This window comes from Bradyrhizobium sp. Ses1 (genome assembly GCF_059512365.1).
The window spans coordinates 85608-99891 of the sequence record NZ_JCAMOQ010000014.1 but is presented as its reverse complement, the minus strand read 5'-3'; the positions used below and the strand labels follow the sequence as shown (position 1 = coordinate 99891).

General features: G+C 64.1%; 14 protein-coding genes and 1 tRNA gene. 5 read left to right on the top strand and 10 right to left on the bottom strand.

Annotated elements, in window-relative coordinates; all coding sequences use genetic code 11:
- Nucleotides 1–103 precede the first annotated feature (103 nt).
- From AC5ZG5_RS18535 to AC5ZG5_RS18520, 4 genes are all read right to left on the bottom strand, one after another.
- The gene (locus AC5ZG5_RS18535; RefSeq protein ID WP_456643234.1) at nucleotides 104–1768 is read right to left on the bottom strand and encodes a thiamine pyrophosphate-binding protein; all 1665 of its coding nucleotides are present in this window, start codon (nucleotides 1766–1768) and stop codon (nucleotides 104–106) included.
- A gap of 198 nt (nucleotides 1769–1966) precedes the next feature.
- A complete protein-coding gene (locus AC5ZG5_RS18530; protein ID WP_028168063.1) occupies nucleotides 1967–2449 on the bottom strand; it encodes a GFA family protein in 483 nt (160 codons plus the stop codon).
- A gap of 111 nt (nucleotides 2450–2560) precedes the next feature.
- Entirely contained in the window at nucleotides 2561–3688 is a 1128-nt protein-coding gene (locus tag AC5ZG5_RS18525) for an alkene reductase (RefSeq protein ID WP_456643235.1), read from the bottom strand.
- A 207-nt stretch (nucleotides 3689–3895) separates the two neighbouring features.
- Nucleotides 3896–5392 carry an aldehyde dehydrogenase family protein gene (locus tag AC5ZG5_RS18520; RefSeq protein ID WP_028168065.1) on the bottom strand — a complete coding sequence of 499 codons (1497 nt, stop codon included), beginning with the start codon at nucleotides 5390–5392 and terminating at the stop codon, nucleotides 3896–3898.
- A gap of 218 nt (nucleotides 5393–5610) precedes the next feature.
- On the opposite strand from AC5ZG5_RS18520, the gene AC5ZG5_RS18515 reads away from it, so the two are divergent.
- Both AC5ZG5_RS18515 and AC5ZG5_RS18510 read left to right on the top strand, forming a co-directional pair.
- Nucleotides 5611–6462, top strand: a complete 852-nt coding sequence (locus AC5ZG5_RS18515) for an SDR family NAD(P)-dependent oxidoreductase (protein WP_456643236.1) — start codon at nucleotides 5611–5613, stop codon at nucleotides 6460–6462.
- A gap of 287 nt (nucleotides 6463–6749) precedes the next feature.
- The gene (locus AC5ZG5_RS18510; protein WP_456643237.1) at nucleotides 6750–7286 is read left to right on the top strand and encodes a hypothetical protein; all 537 of its coding nucleotides are present in this window, start codon (nucleotides 6750–6752) and stop codon (nucleotides 7284–7286) included.
- A 44-nt stretch (nucleotides 7287–7330) separates the two neighbouring features.
- Here the strand turns inward: AC5ZG5_RS18510 and AC5ZG5_RS18505 are convergent, their stop codons facing one another.
- The 4 genes from AC5ZG5_RS18505 to AC5ZG5_RS18490 form a co-directional block, all read right to left on the bottom strand.
- Complete coding sequence (locus AC5ZG5_RS18505) at nucleotides 7331–8530, bottom strand: hypothetical protein (protein ID WP_130228439.1); 1200 nt, start codon at nucleotides 8528–8530, stop codon at nucleotides 7331–7333.
- Entirely contained in the window at nucleotides 8527–9579 is a 1053-nt protein-coding gene (locus AC5ZG5_RS18500; RefSeq protein WP_456671204.1) for a hypothetical protein, read from the bottom strand. The genes AC5ZG5_RS18505 and AC5ZG5_RS18500 overlap by 4 nt, the downstream gene beginning before the upstream one ends.
- 188 nt (nucleotides 9580–9767) lie before the next feature.
- A complete protein-coding gene (locus tag AC5ZG5_RS18495) occupies nucleotides 9768–10043 on the bottom strand; it encodes a YiaA/YiaB family inner membrane protein (RefSeq protein ID WP_130228438.1) in 276 nt (91 codons plus the stop codon).
- Between the two features lie 41 nt (nucleotides 10044–10084).
- Nucleotides 10085–10780, bottom strand: a complete 696-nt coding sequence (locus tag AC5ZG5_RS18490) for a PspA/IM30 family protein (RefSeq protein ID WP_456643239.1) — start codon at nucleotides 10778–10780, stop codon at nucleotides 10085–10087.
- 102 nt (nucleotides 10781–10882) lie between these two features.
- On the opposite strand from AC5ZG5_RS18490, the gene AC5ZG5_RS18485 reads away from it, so the two are divergent.
- Together AC5ZG5_RS18485 and AC5ZG5_RS18480 are read left to right on the top strand one after the other, a co-directional pair.
- Nucleotides 10883–11491, top strand: coding sequence for a TetR/AcrR family transcriptional regulator (locus AC5ZG5_RS18485; protein ID WP_028168072.1), 609 nt, complete (start codon nucleotides 10883–10885; stop codon nucleotides 11489–11491).
- Between the two features lie 407 nt (nucleotides 11492–11898).
- Nucleotides 11899–12381, top strand: coding sequence for a hypothetical protein (locus tag AC5ZG5_RS18480; protein WP_456643240.1), 483 nt, complete (start codon nucleotides 11899–11901; stop codon nucleotides 12379–12381).
- Between the two features lie 26 nt (nucleotides 12382–12407).
- Here AC5ZG5_RS18480 and AC5ZG5_RS18475 read toward each other — a convergent pair whose 3' ends face one another.
- Complete coding sequence (locus tag AC5ZG5_RS18475) at nucleotides 12408–13145, bottom strand: energy transducer TonB family protein (RefSeq protein ID WP_456643241.1); 738 nt, start codon at nucleotides 13143–13145, stop codon at nucleotides 12408–12410.
- Nucleotides 13146–13689: 544 nt separating this feature from the next.
- Here AC5ZG5_RS18475 and AC5ZG5_RS18470 point away from each other — a divergent pair.
- Entirely contained in the window at nucleotides 13690–13980 is a 291-nt protein-coding gene (locus AC5ZG5_RS18470; RefSeq protein ID WP_051397160.1) for a hypothetical protein, read from the top strand.
- Between the two features lie 167 nt (nucleotides 13981–14147).
- Here the strand turns inward: AC5ZG5_RS18470 and AC5ZG5_RS18465 are convergent.
- A tRNA-Val gene (locus tag AC5ZG5_RS18465) sits at nucleotides 14148–14222 on the bottom strand.
- Nucleotides 14223–14284: the final 62 nt, after the last annotated feature.

Below are 14284 nucleotides of genomic sequence, written 5' to 3'. Positions count from 1 at the left end.
CGACGAAGAATCGTAGGGTGGGCAAAGCAGAGCGTGCCCACCGTCAAGCACTCCACTCGTAATGGTGGGCACGCTTCGCTTTGCCCACCCTACAATCCGTGGCTCAATTCACCGAATTACTGACCACCACCTCGATCAGCTTCGTGCCGGGCCGGCCGAATGTGGACCGCATCGCGCCCTTGAGTTCGCGGGGATCGGTGATCCGTATCGCTTCCAATCCAAGCGACTTCGCAACGCCAGTAAAATCAACCGGCGGGTCGACGAAATCCATGCCGACATAATGATCGTCGCCGTGAAAGGCGAGGAGGCGCTGCTTGATGATGCGGTAGCCGCCATTGTTGACGATGACGAACGTCAGCGGCAGCTTGTGGTTGGCCGCGGTCCACAGCGACTGGATCGAATACATCGCGCTGCCGTCGCCGGAGAAGCACACCACCGGTCGCTGCGGATTGGCGAGGCTGACGCCGACCGATGCCGGCAATCCCCAGCCGATGCCGCCGGAGGCGAGCGCGTGATAGCCATAGCGGTCGCGGTGCGGGCGCAGCGCGATCATCTGGCGCGACGAGGTCAGGCCTTCATCGACCAGGATCGCATTATCAGGCATTGCCTCGACAACCTGCAGCGCCAGCCAGTCCGGATCGATCGGCGAGGTGCCCTCGGCTTTCGAGATCTGGTCGACCAGCGCCTTGCGCTTCGCGGCCCAGTTTTTTGACGCCAGCGCCGCAACGCCCTGCTTTGCCCGCGCCTCCAGCGCGCCGCCGCCGGCTGCTTTCAGCGCCGGGATCAACGCGCGCAGGGTTTCCTTCACGTCAGCCTTCAGCGCAATCTCCGCGCCGTAGTTCTTGGCGAGGTCCCAGTCGACCAGGCCGACCTGCACGATCCCGAGCCCATCCGGCAGCGGATCGATCTCGCTATAGACCGACATCCGCAAGGGATCGCCGCCGAGTGCGATGATGAGGTCGTAGGGCGCGAGGGTCTCGCGCGCAAGTTTCTGAACCCGAGCGATCGCGCCCATGAAGCACGGGCTTTCGGAGAGGAAGTGCGCGCCATAGGGCGTCGAAGATTGATAGGCCGGCGCGCCGAGCGTTTCCGCGAGTTCGGCGGCTTCCTGCAGCGCATCGCTCTTGACGATCTCATCGCCGGTGACGATCGCCGGCCGCTCGGCTTTGAGGATGCGCGCGACCAGCGCCTGCAGCGATTCATCTGACGGCTTCACCCGCGTGTCGACGCGGGTCGCCCGGCCGAGCTCGATGCCGGCTTCGGAATTGAGGATATCGCCGGGCAGCGAGATGAACACCGGTCCGGTCGGCGGCGTGGTCGCGACTTTGGCGGCGCGGCGCACGATGCGCGGCAGATCCTCCAGTCGCGTCACCTCGACCGCCCATTTCACCAGCGGCTCCGCCATCTGCACCAGCGGCCCATAAAGCACCGGCTCCGTCAAGCCGTGGCCCTGCTCCTGCTGGCCGGCAGTGAGGATCAACGGCGTGCCGGTGAATTTGGCGTTGAACAGCGAGCCCATCGCGTTGCCGAGACCGGGCGCGACATGGACGTTGCAGGCGACGAGCTTGCCGGAGGCGCGGCTGAATCCGTCGGCCATCGCCACCACCAGGCTCTCCTGCATCGCCATCACATAGGTGAGGTCGGGATGGTCTTTCAGCGCATGCATGATCGGCAATTCGGTGGTACCGGGATTGCCGAACAGATGCGTGATGCCCTCGTCCTTCAACAGCGCCAGGAACGCCGAACGCCCGGTAATGCGATTCTTCATGTCTCCTCCTACCCTCGGGCTCATTGGCGCGCGGGATGAGGCATCATGACCAAACTTGCACGCCCCGAGCAATCGCGCCTGCGCTCATGGCTGCCTTGCGATGTAGCGCCGTAGGACCGTAGCCCGGATGGAGCGCAGTGTAATCCGGGGAGCCACGGGCGAACCCGGTGCGCTACGCTCCACCCGGGCTACGAAAATTCAAAACATCCCCTCGCGATCGGGGCGCTTCTTCTTTTTCGAGCGATGCCAGACCACGCCGGGATAACCCTTCAATGGCACCAGCGGTTCGCCGGTATAGGCCCACTCCTGCAGCTCTTCGATCGCGACGTGATAGAGCGGCTGCCGCCCGGTACGGCCCAGGAACAGCGCGCGCGGAATGTTCACCATGTGCGGCGAGCGAGCGCGCTCGTAAAATAGAGGCGTCCCGCAGGTCGCGCAGAAGCTGCGCACGGTCTTCGTCGCGTCATCCTCGTAGCGCGTGATCGCATCCTTCCCCGCGACGATGCGGAACCGCTTGCGCCAGCTCCCGACATAGGTCGCATAGGCCGCCCCATGCGCGCGGCGGCTCGGCGCGGAATGATCATGCCAGGCCCAGCGCGCCGGCACGTCGATCTCAAGCCGAACTGCGCCGCACAGGCATTGGCCCGACGCGATCCCTCCTGCAGCGGCTGCTTTGGCCATTGTCGCTCCTCGTTTTCCTCGTCATTGCGAGGAGCGGAAGCGACGAAGCAATCCATCTCTCCACGCGCGGAACCATGGATTGCTTCGCTACGCTCGCAATGACGGCGGTGTTTACGCCTGCGCCATCTCGTCGTGCACGGGATAATCCGTATATCCCTTCTCCTCGCCGCCGTAGAACGTCGCGCGATTATACGGTGTGATCGGATAGCTGCGCTGCAGGCGGCGCGGCAGGTCCGGATTGGAGATGAAGATGCGGCCGAAGGCGATCGCATCCGCGTGTCCCGCCGCGATTGCGGCATCCGCGGTCTCGCCGGTGAAGCCGCCGGCGGTGATCAGGACGCCGCTCCACATCGGGCGATACAGCACCATCGCCGAGGGCACGTTCTGGTGATTGACCTCGGCGCGGCCGGCGCCGGAGGAACGCGGCTCGATGAAGTGCAGATAGGCGAGCCCGAGCGGATCGAGCTGCTTGATGGCGTGGCTGTAGAGCGGCATCGGGTCGGCCTCGCCGCTGCCATTGGCGATACCGTAAGGCGACAGCCGCACGCCGACGCGGTTCGCGCCCCAGACCTCGATAACGGCCTTCGTCACCTCCATCAGGAAGCGCACGCGGTTCTCGATCGACCCGCCATATTGATCGGTGCGCAGATTGCTGCGCGACTGCAGGAACTGCTCGATCAAATAGCCATTGGCGCCATGGATCTCGACGCCGTCAAAGCCAGCCTCCAGCGCGTTCTTCGCGCCCTCGCGGTAGGCCTCGATCACGCCGGGAATCTCGCTTGTCTCGAGTGCGCGCGGCGTCTCGTAATCGACAACCTTGCCGTCCGCCGTCATCGCCTTGAACTCGGAGGAGATCGCCACCGCTGATGGTGCGACCGGCAGCGCGCCGCCGGGCTGGAACGAGGAATGCGAGACGCGGCCGACATGCCAGAGCTGCAGGAAGATGATGCCGCCCTTGGCGTGCACGGCGTCGACCACTTTCCGCCAGCCGGCAATTTGCTGCTCGCTGTAGATGCCGGGAATGCCCGGACTGCCGAACCCGGTATTCACCACAGGCGAGGCTTCCGCGATGATCAGCCCACCCGGCGTGGCGCGCTGGGCATAATATTCCACGTTCAGCGGCCGCGGCGCGAGCGACGGTTTTTCCGCGCGCATCCGCGTCAAGGGCGCCATCACCACGCGGTGCTGGAGCTGGTACGGTCCGATCTTGAGAGGAGAGAAAAGCGACGGGAATTTCATGCCTGCCCCGGATTTTGTGTTGTCGTTGCCGGCACTATAGGGGAGGCGCGCGCCGCTGAAAAGCAAGTGGCGGCCACGAGGGCCGCCAAGCTCGTCATTCCGGGGCGATGCGGAGCATCGAGCCCGGAATCCATTTATCCACGCAATCTGCGGCCCGATGGATTCCGGGCCTGCGCCTTTGGCGCATCCCGGAATGACGAGGGAGTGTCAGGCCGTCTTGATCCAGACCGCCTTGACGTTGAGATATTCCTCCAAATGCTGCTTGCCGGATTCACGGCCGTAGCCGCTCATCTTGTAGCCGCCGAACGGCACCGCCGGGTCCATCGCCTGGTAGCAGTTGACCCAGACCGAGCCGGCGCGCAGCGCGCGCGCAACCTGGTGCGCCTTGCTGACATTGGTGGTCCACACGCCGCTGCCGAGGCCGAACATCGTCGCATTGGCGCGCTGAATCAGTTCGTCCGTGTCCTTGAAGGCGATCGCGGAGATGACCGGCCCAAAGATCTCCTCCTGCGCGATGCGCATATTGTCCTGCACATTGGCGAACACCGTCGGCTGCACGAAATAGCCTTTTGCCAATGGCCCTTCGGTCAGCCGCGCGCCGCCGGCAACAGCCCTCGCGCCTTCCTTCTGGCCGATATCGAGATAGTCACTGACACGATCCATCTGCTGCTGCGACACCAGGGGGCCGATCTGCGTGTTCGGATCGATGCCGTTGCCGACCTGCAGCTTCTTGCCGAATTCGGCGACGCGGCCGACGAACTCGTCATAGACCTTCTGCTCGACGAACAGCCGCGTACCCGCGCTGCAGATCTGCCCGGAATTGGCGAACACCGCCATTGCCGCGCCCGGCACCGCCTGGTCGAGATCGGCATCGGCGAACACGATGTCCGGCGACTTGCCGCCGAGCTCGAGCGAGACGCGCTTGAGGTTGCCGGCCGACGCCCGCACGATCGCTTGGCCCGTGACGTGCGAACCCGTGAAGGCGACCTTGTCGACGCCCGGATGTGAGGAGAGCGCCGCGCCTGCGGTCTCGCCGTATCCCGGCACCACATTGACGACACCAGGCGGAATGCCGGCTTCCATGCAGAGCTCCGCGAGCCGAAGCGATGTCAGCGGGGCTTCTTCCGCCGGCTTCAGCACCACCGTGCAGCCGGTCGCGATCGCCGGGCCGATCTTCCAGACCGTCGCCGCCAAGGGCCCGTTCCATGGAATGATCGCGCCGACCACGCCGACCGGCTCCTTCAAGGTGTAGGAGAATATCTCGCCCGGCAGCGAGTTCTCGATGGTCTCGCCATGCAGCGCGGTCGCCTGCCCGGCATAATAACGAAGCATGCCGAGCACGCGCAGGCGGTTGCCGCGGGTGCGGCTGATCGGCGCGCCCATGTCGAGCGTATCGAGCTGCGACAGTTCCTCGAAGTTCTTCTCCACCAGGTCGGCGAGCTTCAAGAGCATGCTCTGCCGCTCGAACGGCTTGACCTTGCTCCACGGGCCCTCGAAGGCACGACGCGCCGCCGCCACCGCACGGTTGATGTCTTCCGCGTCGCCTTCGGCTACCGTTGCGAGCAATTCGCCGGTCGCGGGATTGTGGGTCTCGAACTTTTTACCGGAGGCCGCATCGACCCATTGGCCGTCGATCAGCATCTTCTTGTAGGAACCGTCCGCGTAGGGGTGACGCGTGATCGGAATTGCCTGTGTGACAGCCATGTTTGCACTCCCTTGATATGGAACGAGATTTATATGACGGGCCTTGCAGGTTTCAGACCCGTTATATGCGGAACTCTACAACGGCGACCCAAATCCGTAAAGCAGCCGGCCTGATCGCGGGCAGCGCGGCAATGAAGACCTCCCATGCACCATCGTGCATGGCACGACCGCCATGTTAGCCTAGAGATCGCTGCCACGTATTTTGTCGGAGACAGACCATGCCCCACCCCGCCATGTCGCCAAATCATGTCGCCGTGATCACCGGAGGCGCGTCCGGCATCGGGCTCGCCGCCGCCATGCGCTTCGCCGCTTCGGGCATGAAGGTCTGCGTCGCCGACGTCAGTGCCAACGCTCTCAAGGAAGCCGCCACAAAACTGTCAATGATCGCGCCCGGCGGCGCCGACAGCATCATGACCGAAACCGTCGACGTCAGCCGGTTCGAGGACCTCGTGAAACTGGAAAGCGCGGTGCGACAACGGTTCGGCGGCACCGACATCCTGATGAACAATGCAGGCGTCCAGCCGGGCAGCCAGATGTTCGGTCCGCGCGAGAACTGGCAGCGGATTCTCGGCGTCAATCTGTGGGGCATCATCAACGGCACGCATGCCTTCGTGCCGCGCATGATCGAGCGCGGGCGCGACGGCCTCGTCATCAACACCGGTTCTAAACAGGGCATCACGACGCCTCCGGGCGATCCCGCCTACAACGTATCCAAGGCCGGCGTGAAGGCTTTCACCGAGGCGCTGCAGCACGAATTGCGCAACACGCCGGGCTGCCGGCTGTCAGCGCATCTGCTGATCCCCGGCTTCGTCTTCACCGGCCTGACCGCGCGCGGACGCGCCGAGAAGCCAGCCAGCGCCTGGACGGCGGAGCAGACGATCGACTTCATGATCGAGCGGCTCGACGCCGGCGATTTCTATATCCTCTGCCCCGACAATGACGTGCCGCGGCAGCTCGACGAGCGGCGCATCCTGTGGGCCGTCGGCGACATCGTCGAGAACCGTCCCGCACTGTCGCGCTGGCATCCGGATTATGCGGATGCTTTCGCGGCGTTCGTGAAGGGAAAATAGTCGCCGCCTCATGGATATCGAGCAGCGCTGCAGCGCTCCTCCATGCGAATTCCGGGACCGCGACCGCAGCTTTCGCGCCGCGGTCGCTTTTTCCCCCGCAACAAAGCCGGCGTTCTTCATTGCCAATGTAATACCGCAGCGCTGCTCCGACTGCGCCGTTCAATTCTCTCTAAACTGGAATTTAAAGACGCTCGCACGGAGTTGAGCGGTGTGCGCATCGCGATCTCGCAAATGATCGCCACCTCATCATGATCGCGGGCTGGGTGCGATACTGACGGAGTGGTGTAATGTTACGCAAGATGGTTATCGCATTGTTGGCGGCTGCATCGGTTGGTCTTGCGGCGGCGCCGACGGTGGCGTTGGCACGTGGTGGCGGAGGCGGCGGCGGCCATGGTGGCGGCTTTGGCGGTGGCGGCGGCTTCCACGGCGGCGGTTTTGGTGGCGGCGGCTTTCATGGCGGCGGATTTGGCGGTGGCGGATTCCGTGGCGGCTTCGGCGGCGGTGGTTTCCGCGGCGGCTTTGCCGGCGGCGGATTCCACAACGCCTTCGGCGGTATTCATCAGGGCTTCGGCGGATTCCGTGGTGGCGGCTTCCACGGCCGCGGCTTCCATGGACGGCGCTTCGCCTTCGGCACGGGCTTCGGCCTCGGCTTGTACGATCCCTATTATTACGATGACTATGCCTACGACTATCCGTACGGCTATGGCTACCCGTATTACGGCTTCAGCGACACCTATTACGACAACGGCAATTGCTATGTCGTGAATCGCCGCGTCCACACCACGCACGGCTGGCGTACACAGCCGACGCAGGTCTGCGGCTGATAGGCGAGCGGAGAGCCAAAGAGGCCGGCGGATTTCCGCCGACCTCACACCGTCTCCGGCGTCAGCGCCAGCAACCGCCGCACCAGTGCGAGCGCGGTTTCGGTGGCGGGATCGGCTGATGTGACGGGCACGGCGAGCACGATCAGGTCGACCGGATCATGCGAGAGCACGATCACATGCGTGGCGCTGTTGGCCGCAATCAGCGAGAGCACGCGCTCGACCGCGGGGTCGTCAGGTGGATATCCCCAGGGCGCACCCGACCGGCGCAGCACCCGCTGCGTGGCGAACAATTCCCGCAAGCGCGGCGGATCGTAACTGGCGAGCTCGGCCTCGCGGTAGCGCCGCGCGTGCTCGAAGATCGGATGCCGCGCCAGTTCGGCGATCAATTCGTCACGCGTCCTGGCCGTCGACAGCGCTGCCGCATTCAAGACCCCCGGCTCCTGCGCCTCGAACACCGCGCGCAGCGCATCCGTCATCAGGGCGATCGTGAGCACGCCGGCGACCGCGACCGCGCAGAAGCGCTCGATCTGCGCGGCATCGACATCGCCGGCGATGAAGGCGGCGGCGATGCCGAGCAGCGCCGAGCTGCCAAGCCGCAAGGTCATCAGCGCAAGCCCGTGACGCCGCGTCTCGGCACCGCCCCCTGCGATCAGGATCACGGTCACGGTCAAGAGCGCGCCGATCGCACCGAGCCGGACCGGGATGTCCGGAAACAGCGTGCGGAAATCGGTGATCACGAACGGAATCACGATCAGCGCGCCGGCTGCGAGGCGTCCGATGCTGCGGTTTTCCGACGCCATCAGCGAAGCGCGATCGCGGCGCGCGAGCAACAAGGCACAGACGAGAAAGCCCGCAAGCTGGAACAGCGACAACGAAACAGCATAAGCCGTCGTGAACCGGGCAAGCCCGAGCGCGCCGCCAAGGCCGAGCAAGATGCCACCGAACACCGCCAGCATCTTCACCACGCGCGGCGCATGCCGCCGCAGCATGCCTTCGGTCACGACAAGCGCGCCAAGCGGGATCAGCGCCGCCGGAATGACGCTCAGGCGATCCAGCACATCGCTGCCGCTCCACCACGCCACGCCGCGCACCAGGAACAGGAGCGCGATCACGCCGAGTCCGAACAAGAGGCGCCGCGTCAGCGGGCTGTTCGGGTCGCGCCAGTAGAACGTCATCATCGCGACGCAGAGCCCGATCGCACCGCAGAGATTGACGATGGAATCGGCCACGATCCCGGGATTCATCGGCGCCCATCCTTGTCGCGAGAACGCGGCCGCAGCGAGCCGAACGTGCGCGTGTCATCCAACCAGTGGAAGAACGGCAACACCAGCCGCTGCAACGCCAGCACGGCGGAGGCGGCAATCAGCGCCGGCAGCGAGCCCGCCGGCACCTCGCTCGTGAGATAGCGCCGCGCGCCGGCCAGATCGATGCGGCCGAGCTGCAGCACGTCATCGCCGCGCGCATAGTCGAGCTCGCGAGCGCAGAACTCGCCATAGATCGCATTGCGGTGCTTTGGCGCGATCTCGAAGCTCTTCTTCAGCGCATCCGAGCCGCCGGTGTAGGCATTGGTGATGACGAAGCGTTCTTCGTCAAAGCCGGCCTCGGAACCGACACCAAACACCGCGCGATGACGCGCCATGATCCCGCGCGCGAGCTGCAGGTGCGCAAAACTGCGCCGCGCGCCTGATAGCGGCGACGGGTACACATCGGAAAATGTCTCACAGACCATGCCGACCACCGCCGGCACCTGCGTGACATTGGAAATCCATTTCGGACGCAGCCCGTCGCGCGCAAACAGCACCAGTGCGGTCATGCCATAGAGCACCCAGGACAGTCCCTGCCCGCGCACGTCAGGGTCGATCATCACGAGGCCGAGATGGGTGACGTCGATCGGCGCGCCGTCGAGCTCGACCTCCATCACCGACAGCGCATTGAAGGCGATCGGCCGCCCGGTTTCCTCTTCCGAGATCAGCGTGATGATGGCGCGCGCGAGACGCTCGGGCTCGCCGGAGAAGATGCCGTAAGTCAGGCTCTCCTGCGGCAGCGTCTTGGCGGCCACGACGCGTAGCTGCGAGACCAGTGCCGCCAATTCCTCCTGCGGCAGCGAGACGCCCGGACGCTCGACGATGCGCGTGCGAAGGCCCGCATGCGTGCGCAAGGTGAGATCGATGTTTGGCTGCGACAACGCCTTGAGCCAGAAGGTGGCGTGGCCGGGCAGGCGCGCCAGTGCCACGCCGGCTTTGCCAAATCTTTCGCGCAAGCGCGAGACCGAGATTCTACTCCAAGACGCCATGCCGCTGCCCGTTGTCGGGCCAGATTACTGCCCTTCGCCCATTAAGGCGCTGTAAGCGCCAGGCGGCGCTCATGGTGAGAAGGTAAATGCTCCCTTGCGCGCCGTCATCGCTGCATCCTCGCGGCGAAAAGCGGCGGATGCCAGACATCCGCCGCCTCGCGAAGTTCGTTCCATCTCCGGCTGCCTGGTCAGGCCGCCTTGGACACTTCCATCAGGATCCGTTCGGCCTTGGCGTCCTCGATGCGGTTCACCAGCTTGCCGCCTTCATGGACGTCGCGGACCGTCTTGGTCAGGGTGACGCAGGTCTGTACCAGCATCACGATGCCCATGGTGAGATAGCCCTTCATCCAGAGATCGACAGGCAGGAAGAATATGCCGACGCCGACCAGGAAGGCGGAGCCGAGGAAGGAGGCATAGGTGAAGGTGACCCACGCATTGCTGTGGGGCTGGACGTTCTGATTCATGACAATCTCTCTTAAATGAACAATGTTGAGGACTTGAAGGTTCAGGCAGTAGCTGCGCGCCCGGCTTTGAGCCGTGCGAGCACGTCGTCGGCAGTCGATTTCATGCGGGGACCAAAGCCCAGCTCGGCGAGCTTCTCAGCGGTGGCGAGCGGTCCGCTGGCGGCGTCGAGTTCGATCAGCGCCTCGTCGGCGGCCTGGGCTTCCATCTGCCGTTCGCGCAACCTGCGCAGCGTGTTCTCCGCTTCCGGCAGCGTGGATTCGTAAGGGCGCGCGGCCTCGATGCCGCTCCGGCGCAGCGAGCGCACCGCGTCGGAAGCGCGAGCGATGCGGCGGCCGCGGTCGAGTTCGGTGAGCCGCACCTCGGCATTGGCGACATGGCGCTTCAACCGCGCGATCTCCTGACCGAACAGCGTGCGCGCGGTCATCGCGGCGTCGCGGTCGGCTTCGAGATTGGCAATCGCCTGCGCGGCCTCCCGCGCCAGATCCTCACGGCCGCCTTCCAGCGCGGCCGTGGCGCGCAGCTCGAGATCGCCGATCCGCGCATTGGTCGCCTCGAGCCGACGGCCCTCCTGCTGGTCTCCGGCAATCGCCAGCGCCAGCGTTCGCTTGGAGCGATCGATGGCAGAGGCCGCGTCGCGCATCTGCTGGTCGAGGATGAGGAGGGCCGAGCGATCCTGCAGCTCCTCCTCCGCCGCGGCCACGGTGCCGCGGAAAAGCGTGAAAACGGTTTTGAACATTTGCCAGCTCCCTGTTATGAGCATTGCTCACATCATCTTTGTAGCTCGAACTTGAGCGTGGTTCAATAATTTATTGAGCAGCGCTCACAATGTGATTGACAAATGTCCAAGGCCCTGGAACGACGAGCCAAAAACCGCGAACGGCTGATCGAGGCGGCAGAACGGTCGATCGCCGCCAGCGGATTGGCCGGCCTAAAGACGCGCGATCTCGCCAGCGAACTCGGCATCGCCAATGGCGCGGTCTACAATCTGGTCGAGGACGTCGACGAGCTGATCCTGCGGATAGGATCGCGCACACTGGCGCGGCTCGACGCGGCCCTCACCGCGGCGGAGCGGGACGGTCCGGCGGATCCCACCGACACGTTGGTCCGCATCGCGGTCGGCTATTGCGATTTCGCCGCCGACAATCTCGAGCTATGGCGCGCGTTGTTCGAGCACCGGATGGCGCCGGGCAAGCCGGTCCCGGACTGGGCGATCTCCGAGCAGATGGACCTGTTCGGCCACATCTACCGCCCGCTCGCCGCGCTCTTTCCCGCGCGCTCACCGCGAGAGCTGAGCGTCACGGCCCGCAGCCTGTTCTCCGCCGTCCACGGCATGGTCGCGCTGGGGCTGGAGCACAAGCTGATCGCAGTGCCCATCGAAGCCTTGCGCAGCGAAGTCGCCACCATCGTCCGCGCGATGGTCGAGGGATTGAAGGCAGCGAATTTGTAGGGTGAGCAAAGGCGCAGCGACGTGCCCACCCTCTCGCCCCTCATGGTGAGGAGCGCGCAGCGCGTCTCGAACCATGAGGCCCCGCCGGTGGCCTCGCCCTTCGAGACGGTCGCTACGTGACCTCCTCAGGGTGAGGAGAAAGATTGGAATACGCAGCATGTGCAGGGTGGGCAAAGGCGCGCCTGCGACGTGCCCATCATCAAGGACTCCGCTCGCAATGGTGGCACGCTTCGCTTTGCCAGCCCCACAACTCCGGGCCCGCTCTCTCCACGTCGTCCCGGGCTTGACCTGGGGCCCATAACCACAGGAAGTAGTTTTGCGAAGATGACTATGACCGAATCCTATCGAGACATCACGCGGCATGGCCCCGCCTTCGCGGGGACGACACGCGGAGGAGGCAGGGAACGATGCGCGTTGGACCATTGGCGGCTCTCACTCTCTTTCTTTCGATCAGCGGCGCGAGCGCGGCTCCAGCTACCTCCGCTTCAGGATCGGCGGCACTGGCGCTCGCCGCCGTGGTCGCCCAATACTCGCCGATCGCCGCCGCGCCCAAGCGCACCGTCGCTTCCTTCTTCAAGGGCGACACCAATTTTCCCTATGGCGGAAAGATCTCCGTCACCGCCGATAGCATCGTCTGCCGCACCAGCAATGTCGACATCACGTCGCGCTCCTGCGAGATCACCTTCAAGATCGCCAAGCGCGCTCTGAAAGGCCGCGACGCCAACGAATTGTTTGCAACCATGCTGATGGCGGGCATCCCCGCCGAAGGCGCCGCCGGATCGAACATCGCGGGCCTGTCGAAGCTGACCTGCACGATCGATCCCAAGGTGATCAAGCAAAAGGCCGGCGGCGGCGCCGACTGCACTTTCGAGCCGGGCAATCAGCCGTAGACCGCCGGTGACTACGGCAATCGTTCTCAGGATGGATCGAAGGCCAGTTGAATCTGGACGTTGAGGCGATCCGGAAGTTCGGCTGGGATGGATGGAAGAGGCTGCGCCCTCTTGATGGTCTCGATCGCCTCGGTATCGAGCAGGGTCTGGCCGGAGCTTGTTTTCACCCAAACACCCAGGAGGCGTCCTCTCCGGTCGATCGAGAAGAACGTTTCGACCGTGCCTTGAAGCGTATTGTGGGCGGCCGCGGGATAGCGCTGAAATCTTGCGATGTGCTTGAGCAGGCTTTGTTGAAACTTCAGCAGGGCATTATTCGGCACCACATTCGCCACGGTCGAACGACGTGAGATGCTGGGGATGCTGGGACTGGCTTCAACAGGCAGGGACGCGCGGTCGGGCGACTTGATCACAACCTCATCCTTCGCCTGATCATCCGGCTGATCGGCTTCAGGATTCGAATGGGCGACATTCGCCGTCGTCGCCTGCGACGTCGAATCGACTGGAATCGGTGTCTCCTCGCGTTGAGGAACCAGGCGCACCTGTATTGTAGATGTCTGTCCTTGATCGACCGACGATGCGGCTGGGTGCTGTACCTTGATCCAATAGACGCCGCCGGCAAACAACAGCACCGCCAGAGCCGGGATGATGACGAGACGCGCCACTTCTGCGTTGGACCAGGCCGTCGGATCTCCCGCAGTGAGCGCGGCCTTTATCCGGTCCGTCTCCCTTGGAGGCAACGGATCATCTGAACCGTCCATCTTCATATGGCGGGCGCTTTCGCCAGGATAGGCGTGAGCTTCGCGATGCCGCGAACGCCGGCGATCGGAACGCCACGGACAGACCACCTATCGAACTGCGGTACGAACATCTCTGGAAAAGGCCAGTCCGGTCACCTGAGGCGCGCCAAGCCCCTCAGCCAAGCATGATGGCCATCTCCCTATATAGGATTTGTGACATGCCGCTAAAACGGACTGGCGCCAGAAACCGAAACAGGCTTCCGACCGCCCGCATGGCGCGGTTCCGCGCCCTGAAACCGATATTCCCGAGGCCCGCCGTGAATCGGCGAGAGTCGCAGCGCAAACAAGCACAACCTTAGCGCGCTCGTCAGTGCACTTTGTGCCAGAGCGAAGGCAGAAAGTGTCAGGCGACGTGCGGACGTGCGGTTTGTGCCATCTCGCTCGCGCTTTCTTCGCGTCGACCGTTAACCATAGGAACACGAGCGCATGCGTTAGGACAGCCGCACTGATGGAAAGTTGCAGCGTTCCCAGATTTCAATTGCGGATATTTTATCAATTGGAGCGTCCGGTCATGATTGAACGTCGTGCCCTAGAACGTGTTCAGTTGAACCAGTTCGCATTGCTTTCGTTTAGCGGGATTTCGGGAGTTCATCCCTGCCTGGTGAGGAATCTCCACATGCGCGGTGCTGGTTTGTACTCGAATTCATTTCACTTCTTTGCCAACGACTTCCTCATGTCGTTTGACGGCTTCAAGTCGAGCACGCACTGCCACGTCGTGTGGAGACGCGGCTACGAATGCGGCGTCGTGTTTCCTTCAGGGTATCTCCACAGCGAGCTCGAGATCTTGTCAGCGCAGGTGTGACGACGGCTTATCCCAGGAAGACGCGCTGGCCTGCTCCGCATGGCTGCGCCACGCGTAGCCCTCAAGGAAGGAAGAAGTGGCTTGCCGAGCCGTAGCTCGCGGACGCAAACCCGCCTGCGCCCGTGGGGCTTCGGGCGGCAGCCTTCTCTCGCTTCGCGAGCGAAGGCTGGTGGGCGCGACAGGGATCGAACCTGTGACCCCTACCATGTCAAGGTAGTGCTCTCCCGCTGAGCTACGCGCCCGAAAAATCGGCTGGGTCGGGTCCCTATAACGGACCCCAAGCGGGCAGGCAAGGACGCTTGAA

Excerpts from the sequence above, each read along its gene's own strand:
- AC5ZG5_RS18535 (WP_456643234.1), bottom strand. The coding sequence starts at position 1,768 with ATGAAGAATCGCATTACCGGGCGTTCGGCGTTCCTGGCGCTGTTGAAG.
- AC5ZG5_RS18530 (WP_028168063.1), bottom strand. The coding sequence starts at position 2,449 with ATGGCCAAAGCAGCCGCTGCAGGAGGGATCGCGTCGGGCCAATGCCTG.
- AC5ZG5_RS18525 (WP_456643235.1), bottom strand. The coding sequence starts at position 3,688 with ATGAAATTCCCGTCGCTTTTCTCTCCTCTCAAGATCGGACCGTACCAG.
- AC5ZG5_RS18520 (WP_028168065.1), bottom strand. The coding sequence starts at position 5,392 with ATGGCTGTCACACAGGCAATTCCGATCACGCGTCACCCCTACGCGGAC.
- AC5ZG5_RS18515 (WP_456643236.1), top strand. The coding sequence starts at position 5,611 with ATGCCCCACCCCGCCATGTCGCCAAATCATGTCGCCGTGATCACCGGA.
- AC5ZG5_RS18510 (WP_456643237.1), top strand. The coding sequence starts at position 6,750 with ATGTTACGCAAGATGGTTATCGCATTGTTGGCGGCTGCATCGGTTGGT.
- AC5ZG5_RS18505 (WP_130228439.1), bottom strand. The coding sequence starts at position 8,530 with ATGAATCCCGGGATCGTGGCCGATTCCATCGTCAATCTCTGCGGTGCG.
- AC5ZG5_RS18500 (WP_456671204.1), bottom strand. The coding sequence starts at position 9,579 with ATGGCGTCTTGGAGTAGAATCTCGGTCTCGCGCTTGCGCGAAAGATTT.
- AC5ZG5_RS18495 (WP_130228438.1), bottom strand. The coding sequence starts at position 10,043 with ATGAATCAGAACGTCCAGCCCCACAGCAATGCGTGGGTCACCTTCACC.
- AC5ZG5_RS18490 (WP_456643239.1), bottom strand. The coding sequence starts at position 10,780 with ATGTTCAAAACCGTTTTCACGCTTTTCCGCGGCACCGTGGCCGCGGCG.
- AC5ZG5_RS18485 (WP_028168072.1), top strand. The coding sequence starts at position 10,883 with ATGTCCAAGGCCCTGGAACGACGAGCCAAAAACCGCGAACGGCTGATC.
- AC5ZG5_RS18480 (WP_456643240.1), top strand. The coding sequence starts at position 11,899 with ATGCGCGTTGGACCATTGGCGGCTCTCACTCTCTTTCTTTCGATCAGC.
- AC5ZG5_RS18475 (WP_456643241.1), bottom strand. The coding sequence starts at position 13,145 with ATGAAGATGGACGGTTCAGATGATCCGTTGCCTCCAAGGGAGACGGAC.
- AC5ZG5_RS18470 (WP_051397160.1), top strand. The coding sequence starts at position 13,690 with ATGATTGAACGTCGTGCCCTAGAACGTGTTCAGTTGAACCAGTTCGCA.